The following is a 17260-nucleotide window of genomic DNA, read 5'->3' as shown; positions in this document are numbered from 1 at the left end:
GGATCGAGCCATGACGGCCGACGCTGACCGCACTGCCACCGACGGCTCGGGATCGAGGCCGGACCCGCGCTCCCTGACCCGGGCGCACTTCGACCACGTGGTCACGGCGACGACCCGGTGGTCCGACAACGACATGTACGGCCACCTCAACAACGCCGTCTACTACGAGCTGTTCGACTCCGCCATCAACGGCTGGCTGATCGCGGGTGCCCGGATCGACGTGATGGCGCTGCCCGAGCTCGGGGTCGTCGCCGAGTCCGGGTGCCGGTACCTCCGTGAGCTGGAGTACCCCCGACCCCTCGACGTCGGCGTGCGGGTCGAGCGGATGGGGCGCAGCAGCATCACCTACGCCCTGGGCCTGTTCGACGCCGGGTCGGACGAGCTGGCGGCCTTGGGGCACTGGGTCCACGTGTACATCGACCGCACGACCCGCTCGAGCGTCCCCATCCCGGCCGTGGTGCGCGACCTGCTCGACGACGCCGTCCTGGCGCGGGCGTGAGGATCACCGGTGCGGTCCTCGAGGAGGTCGGCCGGGCCGGCCCCTGGGCGCAGACCCGGCCCCTGACGGTCGGAGAGCTCGACCTCGACGGACCGGGCCCGGGCGAGGTGCTGGTGCGGATGGAGGCCGCGGGCGTCTGCCACTCCGACCTGTCCGTCGTCGACGGCAACCGGTCCCGCCCCGTCCCGATGCTGCTCGGTCACGAGGGGGCGGGACGAGTCGTCACGGTCGGGGCCGGTGTGGACGACCTGGTCGTGGGGCAGCGCGTGGTCATGACGTTCCTGCCCCGGTGCGGGGCGTGCCCGGGGTGCGCGACCGGTGGCCGGATGCCGTGCGGTCCCGGTTCGGTGAGCAACGGCGCCGGTGAGCTGCTGGGTGGCGGGCGTCGCCTCTCGCGCGACGGCGCCCCGGTGCACCACCACCTCGGGGTCTCCGCGTTCGCCACCCACGCCGTCGTCGACACCCGCTCCGTGGTGCCGGTCGAGGACGACGTCCCGCCCGATGTCGCCGCGGTGCTGGGCTGCGCCGTGCTCACCGGCGGGGGTGCGCTGCTCAACGCCGCGCCCCCCGAGCCCGGACAGTCCGTCCTTGTGGTCGGCCTGGGCGGGGTCGGTATGGCGGCCCTGCTCACCGCCGTGGCCCTCGGCGCCGGCGAGGTCATCGCCGTCGACGGGGTCGCGGCCAAGCGCGCACAGGCCCTCGACCTGGGGGCGACCCGGGTGCTCGACCCGGCGGAGCTGGGGGCAGGAGACGTCCGCGGCGACGTGGTGGTGGAGGCAGCCGGGAACGCGAGGGCGTTCGAGGCGGCGCTGGCTGCGACCTCCCCGGGGGGCCGCACCGTCACCGTGGGGCTGCCCCACCCCGACGCCCGGGCCAGCATCTCGCCGCTGCAGCTCGTCGCCGAGGCCCGGACCGTCATCGGCAGCTACCTGGGCTCGGCCGTCCCCCGCCGCGACATCCCGGTGTTCGCCCAGTGGTGGCGCGAGGGACGGCTGCCCGTGGAGGCGCTCGTCTCCTCGACCATCGAGCTGGACCAGGTGAACGAGGCGATGGACGAGCTGGCTGCGGCACGCGCCGTACGGCAGGTCATCCGGTTCTGAACCGGCACGGCGGTTCGGCGTGTGTCAGCACGACGACATCCCGCGCGTCTGCCGGGCCACGGAGCGGCCAGCCGTTCGGGGCGAGGGTGGAGCCACCCGGAAGCGCCGGGGCCCGGACACCCAGGAGATCGTGATGCGAAGCCAACGTCACCTCGACACCGCGCACCACCACCCCGTCGTGAGCAAGGCCCGCGGCACCTGGACCTGGACGTGCGAGTGCGGGGGCGCCCACTGCCGCACCGACCTGAACCGGCTGAGCTGGCGCCGCGTCGTCGTGGAGGCCCTCGCACACTCGACGACCATCGCCGCCTGAACCCGTCCCCCACGGCGGACGGCATGGCGACGGGCGCCGCCGACCTCTGGCGGTTGTCGGTGGGGCCGCGCACCATGGACCCATGAACGAAATGTCCGGATCAGCACGCTGCGGGATCGTCCCGCCGTACCTCCTGCAGGCGCTCGCCGCCGCCGACGGCCACGCTGCGGCGTCGGCCGAGCACACCCTGCGCCGCGACGTCGAGCACCGTTCGCGCCGTGAGGGACGCCCCACCGCCGCTTCCCCGACCGGGGCTGCCGGTGGCACCACGACGTCCCCGTCAGCCACTGGTCCTGCCCCTGACGACGGGTCCGGACCGCAGCGCGTCGTCGGTGACGCCAAGGGGGCCGAGACCCTTCCCGGCACGACGGTTCGCCGTGAGGGCGAGCCGGCCACCGGCGACCCCGCGGCCGACGAGGCCTACGACGGCCTGGGCCAGACCTGGTCGCTCTACTCGCAGGCCTACGGCCGGGACTCGCTCGACGGCAAGGGGCTGCCGCTGCTCGCGACGGTGCACTACGGCAAGGACTACGACAACGCGTTCTGGGACGGCACGCAGATGGTGTTCGGCGACGGCGACGGCGAGGTCTTCAACCGGTTCACCGTCAGTGTCGACGTCATCGGCCACGAGCTGACCCACGGCGTGACCGAGCTGACCGCGGGACTGACCTACCAGGGCCAGTCGGGGGCGCTGAACGAGAGCGTGTCCGACGTGTTCGGGTCACTGGTGCGCCAGCGCGCCCTCGGACAGTCCGCAGAACAGGCCGACTGGCTCATCGGGGCGGGTCTGTTCACGGCGGACATCAAGGGGGTGGCGCTGCGTTCGATGAAGGCGCCGGGCACCGCGTACGACGACCCGCGGCTGGGCAAGGACCCGCAGCCGGCCACGATGGCCGGTTATGTCGAGACCACCGACGACAACGGCGGGGTCCACACCAACTCCGGCATCCCCAACCACGCGTTCTACCTGGCGGCGACCGCCATCGGCGGGAACGCCTGGGAGGCACCCGGCCAGATCTGGTTCGACACCCTGACCGGCGACGGGATCGCCGCCGACTGCGACTTCGCCACCTTCGCCCGCCTCACCGTGGCCGCCGCCACCACGAGGTATGGCGCAGGGTCCAGCCAGGCGACGGCGGTCGAGCAGGCCTGGGCCGAGGTCGGGGTCGCGGTCACCGCCGGCCAGGGTCTGGCCGTGCCGTCCCCCACCGTCCCCTCCCCCGCTCCCGCGCCGGCCGAGCTCGTCCAGGTGCGGCGCACCGGGGGTCTCGCGGGGATGCGGCAGGCCCGCACCGTGGCGCTGTCCGAGCTCCCCGAACCCGATGCGAGCCAGTGGCGCAGCCTGCTCGCCGAGGACGGGTTGCACGCCCTGGCCGCGAGCCCGGGCGGGCGCACCATCCCCGACGCGTTCACCTACCACGTGGCCTGCCCACCGGACGGTGACGAGGTCACGTTGCCCGAGCACGGCATACCGGATCCGGTGCGTGAGCTGTTCCGTCGCACCCTCGGCGACTGACCGGTCAGGGCTGACGAGGTCGCGGTGTCAGCGGGTGGCCTGAATCGTCCGGATGATCCGGGTCATGACCGCCGCGCTGCGCGAGGCGCTGGCTGCCGTCGTCGAGACGTTGGCGATCCCGTCCGCGGTGCGGACCATGAGCGCGTCGCCGGCAACGGTCTTCGTCCCCGACGTGATCACGTAGCTGGCGCGCACGGCCGGTCCGGCCTTCGTCGTCACGTGCCGGATCTTCGTCACCGTGCCGCCCGAGCCGAACTCCAGCTGGCGCCGCAGCAGGTCGTCCGCAGGGATCTCCTGGTACGGCAGGTGCATCACGACGACGACCGTCGTACCGACCAGGATGGTGTCCGTCTGACGCAGCAGGCCGTCCTTGAGCTCGGTCGTCCCGACGCCGAGTCGAGCGGCCAGCGCCTTCATGGCCGGCGCCTGTGCGTTCTGGGTCAGCATGGCGTCCGCGTCGACGCGGCCGAGCTCGATCGGGGCGGCGAAGCTGATGCCGGCGGGCTTGACGGTCACGCGCTGCTCGTCGCCGCGGAGGGCGGTCGTGGACGAGGCTGCCGGCTTCGGGCTCGCCGACCTGGTGGTCCTCGGCGTGGAGGTGCCGGCGGCCGAGGCGGAGGTGCTCGGCGAAGGCACCGCCGTGCGGGTCGCCGTCTGGGTGATCTCGCCGGGGATCGGTGGTGGTGTGGTCAGGGTGGCCGACGAGAGACCGACCCCCGATCCACACCCGGACAGCCCGAGGGCCGCCACGACCAGCACGACGGACCCGGTCAGGCCCTTGGACACACGTCTCCCCCGCATGGCCGAGAAGATAGGTGGGCGGCTGCCTGTCGCGAGGGCCGAATGGGGGAAAATGGCCCAGACGGGCCATACCGGCGGTGCTCCTGCGGAACGGGCCCCACACGAGCCGCTCGCGGACGCCGGAAATCCCGAAATCTGGCTCTGGAGGACGGGGTGACGTACCGGGACTCCAAACCGGGCCCTTTTTTGGTTCAAATCGTGGCTCACGGGCCTCCTGACGCCCTGTGCGACCACCCTGACAGGTAGACTGGGGGGTGAAATCGCGGCCGGCTGGTCTCCACCAGAACGGCCGCGTGCCATGAGCAGGGAGCAGCGACGCGCCGGGGCGACCCCCGAGCGCGCTGCCCCACCGGAGAAGGAGCACCGTGTCCGAGTCTGACCAGACGCCACACGAGAGCACGCCGAGCACCACCCCGAACGACGCACCGGGAGCCACGCCCAACTCGGACCCCAGCGAGAACCTCACCGCAGCGCAGGCCGAGGCGGCCCGACTCGCGGCCGAGGCAGAGCTGGCCGGGGTGCCCGCCGGCGCCGACTACGACGCCAGCGCGATCACGGTCCTCGAGGGCCTCGAGGCGGTGCGCAAGCGTCCCGGCATGTACATCGGCTCGACCGGTGAGCGGGGACTGCACCACCTGGTGTGGGAGATCGTCGACAACGCCGTGGACGAGGCGCTGGCCGGCTACGCCGACACCATCGACGTCACGCTGCTCGCCGACGGCGGGGTGCGCGTCGTCGACAACGGCCGCGGCATCCCGACGGGCAACAACGACCAGTACGGCATGTCCACCGTCGAGCTCGTCCTGACGCAGCTGCACGCCGGCGGCAAGTTCGGCGGCGGTGGCTACAAGGTGTCCGGCGGCCTGCACGGCGTCGGCTCCTCCGTGGTCAACGCGCTGTCGACCCGCCTCGACGCCGAGGTGCACCAGCTCGGCCACGTCTTCCGGGTCTCCTTCGACCACGGTGAGGCCACGGCCCCCCTGGAGAAGATGGAGGCGTCGGACCGCACCGGCACCACCATCACCTACTGGGCCGACGGCGACATCTTCGAGACGACGACCTACGACTTCGAGACGATCCGCGCGCGCTTCCAGCAGATGGCGTTCCTCAACAAGGGCCTGACCATCAACCTGGTCGACGAGCGGGTCCCGGAGGCGGCGGTCGACGCCGACGAGGCCGATGTGGTCGACGTGACGGAGAAGAAGCCGCGCAAGGTCAGCTACAAGTACGACAACGGCCTGGTCGACTACGTCACGCACCTGGTCTCGTCCAAGAAGTCCGAGCCGGTCCACAACGAGATCATCTCGATCGAGTCCGAGGACACCGAGCGACAGCTGTCGCTCGAGCTCGCGATGCAGTGGACGACGGCGTACTCCGAGTCGGTGCACACCTACGCCAACACCATCAACACCCACGAGGGCGGCACCCACGAGGAGGGCTTCCGCGCGGCGATGACCAAGCTCATCAACGACTTCGCGCGCAAGCAGAACCTGCTCAAGGACAAGGACGACAACCTCACCGGCGACGACATCCGCGAGGGCCTCACCGCCGTCGTGTCGGTCAAGCTGGGCGAGCCGCAGTTCGAAGGCCAGACCAAGACCAAGCTCGGCAACTCCGAGGTCAAGGGGTTCGTCCAGCGGGCCATGACCGACGAGTTCGGCCACTGGCTCGAGGCGCACCCGACCGAGGGCAAGGACATCGTCCGCAAGTCGATCCAGGCCGCCGCCGCCCGCATGGCCGCCCGCAAGGCGCGCGAGGCGACCCGGCGCAAGGGCCTGCTCGAGTCCGGCGGCCTGCCCGGCAAGCTGCGCGACTGCCAGAGCAAGGACCCCTCGATCTCCGAGGTCTTCATCGTCGAGGGTGACTCGGCCGGCGGCTCCGCCGTGCGCGGTCGCAACCCGCACAACCAGGCGATCCTCCCGATCCGAGGCAAGATCCTCAACGTCGAGAAGGCCCGCATCGACAAGGTGCTCGCCAACAACGAGGTCCAGGCGCTGATCTCGGCGTTCGGCACCGGCATCGGCGAGGACTTCGACAAGACCAAGGCGCGCTACCACAAGATCGTGCTGATGGCCGATGCCGACGTCGACGGCCTGCACATCCGGACCCTGCTGCTGACGCTGCTCTTCCGGTTCATGCGTCCGCTGATCGAGGAGGGCTACGTCTACCTCGCGCAGCCGCCGCTGTACCGCCTCAAGTGGAGCAACCACGCGCACGAGTTCTCCTACTCCGACCGTGAGCGTGACGCCATGCTCAAGGCCGGGCAGTCCCAGGGGTGGCGCCTGCCGAAGGACGCGGGCATCCAGCGCTACAAGGGTCTGGGCGAGATGGACTACCAGGAGCTGTGGGAGACCACGATGGATCCTGACCACCGCGTGCTGCTGCAGGTCACGCTCGACGACGCGGCCGCGGCCGACGAGATCTTCGCGATCCTCATGGGTGAGGACGTCGAGAGCCGTCGTGGCTTCATCCAGCGCAACGCCCGCGACGTCCGCTTCCTGGACATCTAGGTATGCAGCGGGGCTCGCCGACGGGCGGCACTGCGGGGGCCGCTTGGCCTGTTCATCCGCAGCTCGCGCGCTGCGCGCACTCCCTGCTCCCGCCAACCCACCACGGCCTGCGCGCCCCCCGCAGCACCTCCCTCTGATCGTCACCGTTCCTCGTTGATACGCAAGGATTTTCATGACTGAGATACCGCCGATCGAGTACGACCGCACTGAGGCGGTCGACCTCAACGCCGAGATGCAGCGCAGCTACATCGACTATGCGATGACGGTCATCGTCAGCCGCGCGCTGCCCGACGTGCGTGACGGGCTCAAGCCGGTCCACCGCCGCGTGGTCTACGCGATGTACGACGGTGGCTACCGTCCGGACCGCGGCTACAACAAGTGCAGCCGCGTCGTCGGCGAGGTCATGGGTCAGTACCACCCGCACGGTGACTCCTCGATCTACGACGCCCTCGTCCGCCTGGTGCAGGACTGGTCGCTGCGGTACCCGCTGGTCGACGGGCAGGGCAACTTCGGGTCCCCGGGTGACGACCCGGCGGCAGCGCCGCGGTACACCGAGTGCCGGATGGCCCCGCTGGCCATGGAGATGGTCCGCGACATCCACGAGGAGACCGTCGACTTCCGCGACAACTACGACGGCAAGACGCAGGAGCCGACCGTCCTGCCGAGCCGGTTCCCGAACCTGCTGGTCAACGGCAGCTCCGGCATCGCCGTGGGCATGGCCACGAACATCCCGCCGCACAACCTGCGCGAGGTGGCCGACGCCGCCCAGTGGATCCTGGCCAACCCCGAGGCCGACCGCGAGGCCGTGCAGGCGGCGGTCGTCTCGAAGATCACCGGACCGGACTTCCCCACGGGCGCACTGATCCTGGGCCGCAAGGGGATCGAGGAGGCCTACCGCACCGGCCGTGGCTCGATCATCATGCGCGCGGTCGTCGAGGTCGAGGAGATCCAGGGCCGGCAGTGCCTCGTGGTCACCGAGCTGCCGTACCAGGTGAACCCCGACACCCTCGCGCAGAAGATCGCCGAGCTGACCAAGGAGGGCCGGCTCTCGGGCATCGCGGACATCCGCGACGAGACCTCGGGTCGTACCGGCCAGCGGCTGGTGGTCGTGCTCAAGCGCGACGCCGTCGCGAAGGTGGTGCTCAACAACCTCTACAAGCACACCCAGCTGCAGACGAACTTCGGCGCCAACATGCTCGCGCTCGTCGACGGGGTGCCGCGCACCCTGCCGATCGACGCCTTCATCCGGCACTGGGTCGACCACCAGATCGAGGTCATCCAGCGCCGGACGAAGTTCCGCCTGCGCAAGGCCGAGAACGAGATCCACATCCTGCGTGGTCTGCTCAAGGCGCTCGACGCCCTCGACGAGGTCATCGCCCTCATCCGCCGGTCGCAGACCGTCGAGGCGGCCCGCGACGGGCTGATCGCCCTGCTCGAGATCGACGAGATCCAGGCCCGCGCCATCCTCGAGATGCAGCTGCGCCGCCTGGCCGCCCTCGAGCGCCAGAAGATCATCGACGAGCACGACCGCCTCGAGGCCCTCATCCTCGACTTCGAGGACATCCTCGCCAAGCCCGAGCGCCAGCGGACGATCGTGTCCGAGGAGCTCGCGGAGATCGTCGACAAGTACGGCGACCACCGGCGCACCCGGATCGAGTTCTTCGACGGCGACATGTCGATGGAGGACCTCATCCCCGAGGAGGACGTGGTCGTCACCATCACCCGTGGTGGCTACGCGAAGCGGACCCGGGTCGACGCATACCGGTCGCAGGGACGTGGCGGCAAGGGAGTCCGCGGCGCCTCGCTGCGCGGCGACGACATGGTGGACCACTTCTTCACCACCACCTCGCACCACTGGCTGCTCTTCTTCACCAACCTCGGACGGGTCTACCGCGCCAAGGCCTACGAGCTGCCGGACTCGGGCCGCGACGCCAAGGGCCAGCACGTCGCCAACCTGCTCGCGTTCCAGCCGGACGAGAAGATCGCCCAGGTCCTCGACGTGCGCGACTACGCCCAGCAGCCCTACCTCGTGCTCGCCACGAAGAACGGCCTGGTCAAGAAGACCCGCCTGGGCGACTACGACTCCCCGCGCAGCGGTGGGCTCATCGCCATCAACCTCAAGGACGGCGACGAGCTCGTCGCGGCCGACCTCGCGTCGCAGACCGACGACCTGCTCCTCGTGTCGCGCAAGGCCCAGTCGGTGCGGTTCCACGCCACCGACGAGCAGCTGCGCCCGATGGGCCGCGCCACCAGCGGCGTGACCGGGATGCGGTTCCGCGGCGACGACTCGCTGCTGTCGCTCAGCGTCATCCACGAGGGTGAGGACCCCGACGTGTTCGTGGTGTTCGAGAACGGCATGGCCAAGCGCAGCCCGTCCTCGGACTGGAACGCCAAGGGCCGTGGCGGCCTCGGTGTCGCCGTCGCCAAGATCACCGAGCGCAACGGCGACCTCGTGGGCGCCCTCACGGTGAGCGAGGACGACGAGGTCCTGGTCATCATGGGCAAGGGCAACATCGTCCGTATGCCGGTGGGTCCCGTCACCCGACGTGGCCGCAACACCCAGGGCATGAAGTTCGCCAGCCCGGGGAACAGCGACTCCGTCGTGGCCGTCGCCCGGAACCCCGAGCGTGCCGCCGAGGAACTGAATGACTCTCAGGTCGCCGAGGGTGCCGAAGGCGACTCCCAGGCCGTCGATGCCGTACCGTCGTCGGAGAACGAGCAGGTCGCCCAGGTGGCCGGCGAGGGTGTCGACGAGTCGGTCGACACGGCGCCGGAGTCCACCGAGGAGACCGGGACTGACGCCAGCGGAGGTAACGAGTGAGCACGGCAGGCCAGACCAGCACCTCCCTGCCCGGTGGGAAGGAGTCCGGTGCCATGAGCCGCAACGCCGATGGTTCGGCAGCACCGCGCGCCGGCGCGCAGTCCCGACCCGGGGCGGCCACCACGGCGGCGAGCGCAGCCCGGGCCCGCCGGGTGAAGCTCACCGTCTCGCGGGTCGACCCGTGGTCGGCGATGAAGATGTCGTTCCTCATCTCGGTCGCCCTCGGCATCGCCGGTGTCGTCATGGTCGCGGTGCTGTGGATGATCCTCTCGGGCATGGGCGTCTTCTCCGAGGTCAACCGCCTGGTCGGGACCGTCTTCAACGACGCGCAGAACCCGTTCGACATCATGGACTTCCTCGGCTTCGGCCGGGTGCTGTCCCTGTCGATCGTCATCGGGGTCATCGACGTCATCCTGCTGACCGCCCTGAGCACCCTCGGAGCGTTCCTCTACAACATCTGCTCGGCCCTCGTCGGCGGCCTCCAGCTGACCCTCACCGACGACTGAGAGCCGGCCCCGCGGCATACGCGAAACCGCCCATCCTCCGGCCCCGGAGGGTGGGCGGTATCCGTTTTGGTGGGCGGGTCACCTGTCATGTAACCTCGTGCCTCGCGCCACCCTCCGTGGCGCAGCGGAGATTGGGCTCACGGGCCTATAGCTCAGACGGTTAGAGCGCTTCCCTGATAAGGAAGAGGCCACAGGTTCAAGTCCTGTTAGGCCCACCAATCCCGATCCCCGCGGGTTCCTCTGCGAGGGAAGGCGGACCGCCGTGAAGAAGATCCTGCTCCTCATTGCGACCGTCGTCGGGGCTGCCGCGGTGCAGAAGAAGCTCAAGGACCAGCAGGCCGAGAAGGACCTCTGGGCCCAGGCGACCGACTCACCCTCGTAGTCGCAGCCCGCACGTCGGGGGCCATGGCGCAATTGGTAGCGCACCTGCTTTGCAAGCAGGGGGTTAGGGGTTCGAGTCCCCTTGGCTCCACCAGAGTTCAGAGGCCCTTCCCGGTGTGCCGGGAGGCCTCTTCCGTTTCCGCCGCCCGCTCGACTCGTTGCCGCGACGTCGCGGGGTTACGTTGGGCTGGGTGCCACCGACGTCACCCGCCGGGGCGAGCCGGACCCGGGCTGTTCACGAACATCGGAGTTCCTGATGCGCCGCACCACGAGTGTCCTCGCCACGACCCTCTTCACCGCAGCCCTGGGAGTGGGAGTTGCGGTCCCCGCCACCGCGAAGGTGAGTCCCCCGAAGGCGAACCACCACTCGATCAAGACGTCCCCCTACGTGGCGCTCGGTGACAGCTACGCCTCCGCGGCGGGGGTGGCCCCGCTCGTCGCCGGTGCCCCGGCCACCTGCAGCCGGTCGACGCTGAACTTCGCCCACGACCTGGCCGCCGCCACGCAGCCGAGGTCCTTCACCGACGTCACCTGCAGCGGCGCGAAGACCGCAGATTTCTACGGCTCGCAGGCTCCCGGTGTCGCGCCCCAGCTCGACGCGGTGACGAAGAAGACCCGGTTCGTGACCATGACGATCGGCGGCAACGACGAGGACGTCTTCACCAGCTCGTTCTTCGGCTGCGCGACGATCTCGGCGACCGACGTCCTGGGCAACCCGTGCCAGCGCAAGTACGGCACCACCTTCACCGACGCGATCGTCAACCAGACCTACCCCAACGTCCTGGCAGCGCTCAAGGCGGTACGCAAGAAGGCGCCCGCCGCGACGATCGCGATCGTGGGCTACCCGCAGATCCTCCCCGAGGTCGGCCGGCTCGACTGCTACCGGTCGATGCCGATCGCCATGGGTGACGTGCCGTGGCTCAAGCACGAGCAGGACGTCCTCAACGCCGTCATCGCCAAGGCGGCGCGGCAGGCAGGCGCCCGGTTCATCGACATGGCTGCCAGCTCCCGTGGGCACGACGCGTGCGCCCCCGTCGGCACCCGCTGGATCGAGCCGGCCATTGCACCGGTCAACGCCTTCCCGGTGCACCCGAACGCCACCGGCGAGGCCGCGATGGCCGAGCAGACCCTGCTCCAGCTCGGACTCTGACCTCGCAGGTCCGAAGGTCAGGGGGCCAGCAGGGCCAAGGGGACGCGGCAGTTGACGCCGACGTCGTTCAAGCGGGCGACGAGCGGGCGACCGTCGACGACGGGGAGGACCAACGGCTTCGGCTTGCCCGCCGCCAGCGACCGCGCGTACGCGTCGCGGGCAGTGACCAGCTGCTCCCAGTCGTCGATCCACTGGGCGGTCGGCTGGTCGGCGTCGACCACGCCCGGACCGAGGGAGCGCAGCGTGGTCAGCATCTCGACCACGGCGTCGTTCTGCGCGTTGATGGCGCCGAGCCGCTGGTTGCGGGGTGCGGACGTGGGCACCGCCGCCGCCGACACCGAGTCACGCATCGTCGCGCACGCCACGCCGACGGTCCGGGTGATCGCCGAGTTCTCGATGACCGCAGGGTTGTCGGTGTTGGCGAACGCCCAGAGCTTCACCAGGGCCACGGCGACGACGACCCCAGCGACCACCACGGAGACCCGAGCCGCCCACACCCGCCAGCGCTCGGCGCGATCCGCCACGGAGACCTAGCCGTCCACCTCGACGGTCGGGGCTCCTGCCGCACTGGTCTGCACCGAGGCGATGCCGTTCTGGGCAGCGGACTTGCTCTCGTACGCCTCACCGACCGCGACGACCTGGCCGTTGCCGGCCTTGAGACGGAACCGCCACTTGCCGGCCTTGTCCTGGTAGAGCTCGAACTTCCCCGCCATGGCGCACCTCCGTCGAGTGGACAACCGAAACGCTTGGCAGCCTAGGACCGCCGGGTGCGCCCGTACAGGTCCATGAGGTGCGGACTCAGGCAGCGTCCACGGACGTGGAGCGCACCCCTCGACCGGTCGGCTCGTCAGTGGGTCGCGCGCGCCTCGGCCATCGACTTGAGCTTCGTCATGGCGTCCATCGTCTGCTTCGGCAGGTCGCGACGGATGAGCGGGGTGAAGAGCTTCCCGAACCCCCGGGTGCCGATGTCGATCGAGTGCGTCAGGGTCGTCCCCACCCCGTCCGAGGCGGCGACGAAGTCCACCGTGACGTCCATCATCTTGTCGGTGAACTTCATCGCGAAGTGGCGGTCGGGTTCGCGCGCGATGACCTCGCCGTCCATCGAACCCGTGCGCCGGCCGTCGTCGTAGTGGTACTTCAGCTTGGTGCCGACGTCGTTGGCCCCGGCGTCGAGCTTGTCGATCCCGGTGCACCGCGACAGCCACTGCGGTGTCTGGCTGAAGTCGTCGACGATCGCGAAGACCACGGACGGTGGGGCGCTGACGGACAGCGTGTGTGCGAAGCGGGGCATGACAGGTCTCCGGACACGTCGAGGGGTCGTGCAGGGGTGCGGACACCGTACTGCTCCGTGCCACCCTCCGGGTCCGTCGCACGGACGAGTTCGCGCCGGGCAGCTAGGGGGTGGGAGGTAGGGCGTGCACCTCGAGGCCGGGCGGGGCCGGCCGGGGGCGACGGGGCTCCCGCACCCCTGCCGGTCCACCGTCGGCGCCGGGTCCGGCGAAGAGGCCGACCAGGCGGCGGCCACGGACCCGGCGCTGCCGGTACACGGCATACGCGGTGACGTCGGTGGCGTCGGCGGGAGCGAGGGAACGCACCAGGGCGACCGCCTCCCCGGCGTTGTCCGCGGGGACGGTGCACGTGCTCAGCCCGCCGCGACGCGAGCGCGCGGTGACGTCGAAGGTCCTCATCACTCCAGCGTGCGCTCCCGAGCCCCCGACGACAAGACCTCAGGTGATGCGCAGGCGAGGGGGGCCGGCGACCGTGTGGCCGATGACCGGCGCACCGGGCACCTCACCGACCACGAGCAGGCCACCGCTGGTCTGGGCGTCGGCGAGCATGAGCAGCACCTCCTCGGAGACCTCGGCGTCCAGGTGGGGGCGCACCCAGTCGAGGTTGCGTCGCGTTCCGCCGCTGACGTACCCCTCCCGCAGCGACTCCCGGGCCCCGTCAAGCACCGGCACCGCCGTCGAGTCGAGCACGGCCCCCACCCCGGACGCGCGCAGCAGCTTCCACAGGTGCCCGAGCAGCCCGAACCCGGTCACGTCGGTCGCCGCCCGCGCCCCGGCCGCGACGGCAGCGGCGGAGGCGACGTCGTTGAGCGCGACCATCGAGGCCACCGCATGGGGGAAGACCTCACCGGTCGACTTGTGGCGGTTGTTCAGGACCCCCACCCCGATCGGCTTGGTCAGGCTGATGGGCAGCCCGGCCACGGCGGCGTCGTTGCGCAGCAACAGGTTCGGGTCGGCCAGGCCGGTCACGGCCATCCCGTACTTCGGCTCGGGGTCGTCGATGCTGTGCCCGCCGGCGACCGCACAGCCGGCGGACCGGGCGACGTCCAGGCCCCCGCGGAGCACCTCGCGCAACAGCTCCAACGGCAGGACCGCCCGTGGCCAGCCCACGAGGTTGACCGCCAGGACGGGACGGCCGCCCATCGCGTAGACGTCGGAGAGGGCGTTCGCCGCGACGATGCGCCCGAAGTCGTAGGCGTCGTCCACGACCGGGGTGAAGAAGTCGGCGGTGCTGATCACCGCGGTGCCGCCGTCGATGCGCAGCACGGCCGCGTCGTCGCCGTCGTCGAGCCCGACCAGGAGGTCACCGTCACCGGCTCCGACCGGTGCGCCGCCGACGAGACCGCGGACGACCACCTCGAGCTCTCCGGGCGGGATCTTGCAGGCGCACCCCCCACCGGAGGCGTACTGCGTCAGCCGGACAGGCGTCTCGGTGGTCGCGTCGAGGGTGCTCACCGTGCCTACGCTAGCCTCGCCAGCGGAGGCGTACAGGTGCCTGGTGGCCCTCCCGGTCTTCAAAACCGGTGAAGCCGAGCAGCTCGGCTTGGCGGGTTCGATTCCCGTCCGCCTCCGCCACGACAGGAGGACGTATGCCGCAGCCGGAGCCGGGCGACGTGCGTCGCCTCGTGCCGCGTACCGACATCGTCCTTGCGGAACCCGCTGTGGCAGAGGCGATCTCGCGCTTGGGTCGAGCCACTGTCCGAACCGCCGTGGTGGCCGCGCAGGAGCAGGTGCGTCGCGGCGGCCTACGTCCGGACGAGGTGGTGGCGGCGACGTTGGCAGGGCTGCCCACCCGGGCGACCACGCTCACGCCGGTGCTCAACGCGACCGGGGTCGTGATCCACACCAACCTCGGACGGGCACCGCTGTCGGCTGCCGCGGTCGAGGCCGTCGTGGCCGCGGCGGGCACCGTGGACGTCGAGCTCGACCTCGCCACCGGCAACCGGTCGACGCGTGGTCGGGGCACGCTCGCCGCCCTCCTCGGCGCGGTGCCGTCCGCCGGTGGTGCCCTCGTCGTCAACAACGGTGCCGCCGCCCTGGTGCTCGCCACGACCGCCCTCGCCGCCGGACGCGAGGTGGTGGTCAGCCGCGGGCAGATGGTCGAGATCGGCGACGGGTTCCGCCTGCCCGACCTCATCGAGAGCACCGGCGCCCGGCTGCGGGAGGTCGGCACCACGAACCGCACCACGCTGGCCGACTACGAGCGCGCCCTCGGCCCCGAGACCGGCTGCATCCTCGTGGTGCACCCCAGCAACTTCCGGGTCGAGGGGTTCACCGCATCGGTCGGCGTCCGCGAGCTCGCCGGACTCGGTGTGCCGGTGGTCCACGACATCGGCAGCGGCCTGCTGCGTCCACACCCGCTCCTGCCCGACGAACCGGATGCGACGACCTCCCTGCGCGACGGGGCCTGGGTCGTGACGTGCAGCGGCGACAAGCTGCTCGGTGGACCACAGGCCGGCCTGGTCCTCGGCACGGCCGACGTCGTCGAACGTCTGCGCCGCCACCCCCTGGCCCGCGCGCTGCGGGCCGACAAGACCACGCTTGCCGGGCTGGAGGCCACCGTGCGCGGCCCCCGCCCCCCGGTGTGGGAGGCCCTCGAGGCCGACCCGGGGGCACTGCGGTCCCGCTGTGAGCGCCTGGCCGCGGAGGTCACCGGTGCGGTGGCCGCCAGCCACCCCGCGCACGTCCTCGAGGTGGTGCCCGCCGACGGTGTCGTCGGTGGCGGCGGTGCACCCGGACTCCCCCTGGCGGGGTGGGCGGTCGCCCTCCCCGAGCCGTATGCCGCCGCGCTGAGGGCGCTCGACCGCCCCGTCCTCGCACGCCTGGACCACGGCCGTTGCCTGGTCGACCTGCGGTGCGTCCCCGGCGAGCGGGACGCGGACGTCGCGGCGGCCATCCGGTTGGCCGGGCGCACGGCGTAGATGGCGGTCGTCGCCACCGCCGGCCACGTGGACCACGGCAAGTCCACCCTGGTCCGCCTGCTCACCGGCACCGAGCCGGACCGGTGGGCCGAGGAACGCGACCGCGGACTGACGATCGACCTCGGCTACGCCTGGACCGACCTCGACGGGGTGCACCTGTCCCTGGTCGACGTGCCCGGCCACGAGCGGTTCGCCGCCAACATGCTGGCCGGACTGGGGGCCGTCGCCGGGGTGATGTTCGTCGTGGCGGCCGACGAGGGCTGGGCCCGACAGTCGGAGGAGCATGCCCGAGCCGTCGCGGCACTCGGCCTGCGCGAGGTGCTGCTCGTCGTCACCCGGTGCGACCTCGTCGACGAGTCGAGGGCGCTCCGTTCGGCACGAGCCGCGGTCGAGCACCTGGCCGCCCTGGGCCTGGCGGCCCGCGAGTTCGTCCTCGTCTCGGGTCGCACCGGCGCCGGATTGCCCGGGTTGCGTGCGGCGCTGCGCCGGCTCGCTGTCGCCGTGGGGGACGCGGACCCGAAGGCACCGGTACGGCTGTGGCTGGACCGCGCGTTCACCGTGCGTGGCGTGGGCACCGTCGTCACCGGCACCCTGACCGCGGGGACGGTGCAGGTCGAGGACGAGCTGCTGCTGCGCGGTGAGGTGGTCCGGGTCCGCGGGGTGCAGACCAGTGACCGGCCCGTCGACCGGGTGGCGGCGCCAGCGCGGGTGGCGCTCAACCTGCGTGCGGTCCCGCTCGACGGGGTCGCCCGGGGGGACGTGCTGCTCGACCCGCGCCTGCCCGGCCCGACAGCGGTCGTGGACGTGACCACCCACGAACCCTGGCCACGCGGCGCCATACCCCGGTCGTGGCCGCGCCAGCTCGTGTTGCACGTGGGCACGGCCGCAGTGGGCGTGCACGTCCACGCGTTGGCCGACGGGCGGCTCAGGCTGCGGCCCGCCACCGCCCTGCCGCTGGCGCTCGGCGACCGCGGGGTGCTGAGGGATCCGGGGTTGCACGAGGTGCGCGCCGGTGTCGAGGTGGTGGCGCTCGACCCGCCGCGGCGACGTCAGCGACCGACGGTTACTCGTCAGGGTGCTGCCGACGAACCCGGCACGGCCCCCACCGCCGGCGACGACGGACCCCTGACGACGCTGGGGTCGTGGCTGGCGGTCCACCCCCTCGACCCGCCCACCCGGGAGCAGCTCGGGAGCTGGGGAGTGACCGCCCACGTGCTCGCGGGAGCAGAACGAGCCGGACAGGTGACCCGCCTCGGCGGACTGGTGCTGGCCGGCGACGCGGTGGCTCGCGCCACGGACGCCGTCCACGGGCTGGCCGAGCCGTTCCGCCCCGGTGACGCAGCCGCCGCGCTGCAGACCTCGCGCCGGGTGGTCATCGCCCTGCTCGAACGGCTCGACAGCCTCATGGTGACGCGCCGGCTCCCCGACGGGACGCGGGTGCTGCGGTAGCCGA

17 protein-coding genes and 3 tRNA genes are annotated in these 17260 nt (G+C 71.4%); 14 read left to right on the top strand and 6 right to left on the bottom strand.

Translation table 11 applies throughout. From position 1 onward, the window contains the following. Positions 1 to 10 precede the first annotated feature (10 nt). From ACYVKF_RS09740 to ACYVKF_RS09725, 4 genes are all read left to right on the top strand, one after another. Positions 11 to 499 (top strand): acyl-CoA thioesterase, encoded by a 489-nt coding sequence (locus ACYVKF_RS09740; RefSeq protein ID WP_460966293.1) that lies wholly within the window; start codon positions 11 to 13, stop codon positions 497 to 499. Then, positions 496 to 1599: an alcohol dehydrogenase catalytic domain-containing protein gene (locus ACYVKF_RS09735; protein WP_460966292.1), complete on the top strand. Its 1104-nt coding sequence runs from the start codon at positions 496 to 498 to the stop codon at positions 1597 to 1599. The genes ACYVKF_RS09740 and ACYVKF_RS09735 overlap by 4 nt, the downstream gene beginning before the upstream one ends. Positions 1600 to 1732: 133 nt before the next feature. Beyond that, complete coding sequence (locus ACYVKF_RS09730; protein WP_157581444.1) at positions 1733 to 1912, top strand: hypothetical protein; 180 nt, start codon at positions 1733 to 1735, stop codon at positions 1910 to 1912. Between the two features lie 82 nt (positions 1913 to 1994). Continuing rightward, the gene (locus tag ACYVKF_RS09725) at positions 1995 to 3428 is read left to right on the top strand and encodes a protealysin inhibitor emfourin (protein WP_460966291.1); all 1434 of its coding nucleotides are present in this window, start codon (positions 1995 to 1997) and stop codon (positions 3426 to 3428) included. Between the two features lie 27 nt (positions 3429 to 3455). Here ACYVKF_RS09725 and ACYVKF_RS09720 read toward each other — a convergent pair whose 3' ends face one another. Continuing rightward, entirely contained in the window at positions 3456 to 4229 is a 774-nt protein-coding gene (locus ACYVKF_RS09720; RefSeq protein ID WP_460966290.1) for a hypothetical protein, read from the bottom strand. A 518-nt stretch (positions 4230 to 4747) separates the two neighbouring features. Between ACYVKF_RS09720 and gyrB the strand changes: the two genes are divergently transcribed. The 7 genes from gyrB (at position 4748) to ACYVKF_RS09685 (ending at position 11597) form a co-directional block, all read left to right on the top strand. After that, positions 4748 to 6739: a DNA topoisomerase (ATP-hydrolyzing) subunit B gene (gyrB, locus tag ACYVKF_RS09715; protein WP_056917335.1), complete on the top strand. Its 1992-nt coding sequence runs from the start codon at positions 4748 to 4750 to the stop codon at positions 6737 to 6739. 172 nt (positions 6740 to 6911) lie between these two features. Next, positions 6912 to 9560 (top strand): DNA gyrase subunit A, encoded by a 2649-nt coding sequence (gene gyrA / locus ACYVKF_RS09710; RefSeq protein ID WP_460966289.1) that lies wholly within the window; start codon positions 6912 to 6914, stop codon positions 9558 to 9560. Next, the gene (locus ACYVKF_RS09705; RefSeq protein WP_235529213.1) at positions 9557 to 10066 is read left to right on the top strand and encodes a DUF3566 domain-containing protein; all 510 of its coding nucleotides are present in this window, start codon (positions 9557 to 9559) and stop codon (positions 10064 to 10066) included. The genes gyrA and ACYVKF_RS09705 overlap by 4 nt, the downstream gene beginning before the upstream one ends. Positions 10067 to 10207: 141 nt before the next feature. Then, positions 10208 to 10284 (top strand) — tRNA-Ile (locus ACYVKF_RS09700). A 44-nt stretch (positions 10285 to 10328) separates the two neighbouring features. Continuing rightward, complete coding sequence (locus ACYVKF_RS09695) at positions 10329 to 10448, top strand: DLW-39 family protein (protein WP_235529214.1); 120 nt, start codon at positions 10329 to 10331, stop codon at positions 10446 to 10448. 17 nt (positions 10449 to 10465) lie between these two features. Then, positions 10466 to 10541 (top strand) — tRNA-Ala (locus tag ACYVKF_RS09690). A gap of 162 nt (positions 10542 to 10703) precedes the next feature. After that, on the top strand, positions 10704 to 11597 hold the full coding sequence (locus tag ACYVKF_RS09685; protein ID WP_056919481.1) for an SGNH/GDSL hydrolase family protein: 894 nt from the start codon (positions 10704 to 10706) through the stop codon (positions 11595 to 11597). Between the two features lie 17 nt (positions 11598 to 11614). On the opposite strand, the gene ACYVKF_RS09680 is transcribed toward ACYVKF_RS09685, so the two are convergent. The 5 genes from ACYVKF_RS09680 to selD all read right to left on the bottom strand — a co-directional run bounded on the left by ACYVKF_RS09680 (position 11615) and on the right by selD (position 14341). Further along, on the bottom strand, positions 11615 to 12121 hold the full coding sequence (locus tag ACYVKF_RS09680; protein ID WP_056916075.1) for a hypothetical protein: 507 nt from the start codon (positions 12119 to 12121) through the stop codon (positions 11615 to 11617). Between the two features lie 6 nt (positions 12122 to 12127). Further along, the gene (locus ACYVKF_RS09675; RefSeq protein ID WP_056916074.1) at positions 12128 to 12310 is read right to left on the bottom strand and encodes a YegP family protein; all 183 of its coding nucleotides are present in this window, start codon (positions 12308 to 12310) and stop codon (positions 12128 to 12130) included. A 134-nt stretch (positions 12311 to 12444) separates the two neighbouring features. Further along, positions 12445 to 12888: an SRPBCC family protein gene (locus ACYVKF_RS09670; protein WP_056916073.1), complete on the bottom strand. Its 444-nt coding sequence runs from the start codon at positions 12886 to 12888 to the stop codon at positions 12445 to 12447. Between the two features lie 103 nt (positions 12889 to 12991). Further along, positions 12992 to 13285 carry a hypothetical protein gene (locus tag ACYVKF_RS09665; protein WP_460966288.1) on the bottom strand — a complete coding sequence of 98 codons (294 nt, stop codon included), beginning with the start codon at positions 13283 to 13285 and terminating at the stop codon, positions 12992 to 12994. Positions 13286 to 13324: 39 nt separating this feature from the next. Beyond that, a complete protein-coding gene (gene selD, locus ACYVKF_RS09660) occupies positions 13325 to 14341 on the bottom strand; it encodes a selenide, water dikinase SelD (RefSeq protein ID WP_460966287.1) in 1017 nt (338 codons plus the stop codon). A 24-nt stretch (positions 14342 to 14365) separates the two neighbouring features. Between selD and ACYVKF_RS09655 the strand changes: the two genes are divergently transcribed. From ACYVKF_RS09655 to selB, 3 genes are all read left to right on the top strand, one after another. Next, positions 14366 to 14461 (top strand) — tRNA-Sec (locus ACYVKF_RS09655). Between the two features lie 14 nt (positions 14462 to 14475). Further along, positions 14476 to 15807, top strand: coding sequence for an L-seryl-tRNA(Sec) selenium transferase (selA, locus tag ACYVKF_RS09650; RefSeq protein ID WP_460966286.1), 1332 nt, complete (start codon positions 14476 to 14478; stop codon positions 15805 to 15807). Next, complete coding sequence (selB, locus tag ACYVKF_RS09645) at positions 15808 to 17256, top strand: selenocysteine-specific translation elongation factor (RefSeq protein ID WP_460966285.1); 1449 nt, start codon at positions 15808 to 15810, stop codon at positions 17254 to 17256. Positions 17257 to 17260: the final 4 nt, after the last annotated feature.

It is taken from the genome of Pedococcus soli (assembly GCF_054782575.1).
The sequence above is the reverse complement of the archived record's forward strand: the minus strand, read 5'-3'. Positions and strand labels throughout refer to the sequence as shown.

Bases quoted from the DNA above. Each gene is read 5' to 3' on its own strand.
- ACYVKF_RS09740 (WP_460966293.1), top strand. From the start codon at position 11: ATGACGGCCGACGCTGACCGCACTGCCACCGACGGCTCGGGATCGAGG.
- ACYVKF_RS09730 (WP_157581444.1), top strand. From the start codon at position 1,733: ATGCGAAGCCAACGTCACCTCGACACCGCGCACCACCACCCCGTCGTG.
- ACYVKF_RS09725 (WP_460966291.1), top strand. From the start codon at position 1,995: ATGAACGAAATGTCCGGATCAGCACGCTGCGGGATCGTCCCGCCGTAC.
- ACYVKF_RS09720 (WP_460966290.1), bottom strand. From the start codon at position 4,229: ATGCGGGGGAGACGTGTGTCCAAGGGCCTGACCGGGTCCGTCGTGCTG.
- gyrA (WP_460966289.1), top strand. From the start codon at position 6,912: ATGACTGAGATACCGCCGATCGAGTACGACCGCACTGAGGCGGTCGAC.
- ACYVKF_RS09685 (WP_056919481.1), top strand. From the start codon at position 10,704: ATGCGCCGCACCACGAGTGTCCTCGCCACGACCCTCTTCACCGCAGCC.
- ACYVKF_RS09675 (WP_056916074.1), bottom strand. From the start codon at position 12,310: ATGGCGGGGAAGTTCGAGCTCTACCAGGACAAGGCCGGCAAGTGGCGG.
- ACYVKF_RS09670 (WP_056916073.1), bottom strand. From the start codon at position 12,888: ATGCCCCGCTTCGCACACACGCTGTCCGTCAGCGCCCCACCGTCCGTG.
- ACYVKF_RS09665 (WP_460966288.1), bottom strand. From the start codon at position 13,285: ATGAGGACCTTCGACGTCACCGCGCGCTCGCGTCGCGGCGGGCTGAGC.
- selA (WP_460966286.1), top strand. From the start codon at position 14,476: ATGCCGCAGCCGGAGCCGGGCGACGTGCGTCGCCTCGTGCCGCGTACC.
- selB (WP_460966285.1), top strand. From the start codon at position 15,808: ATGGCGGTCGTCGCCACCGCCGGCCACGTGGACCACGGCAAGTCCACC.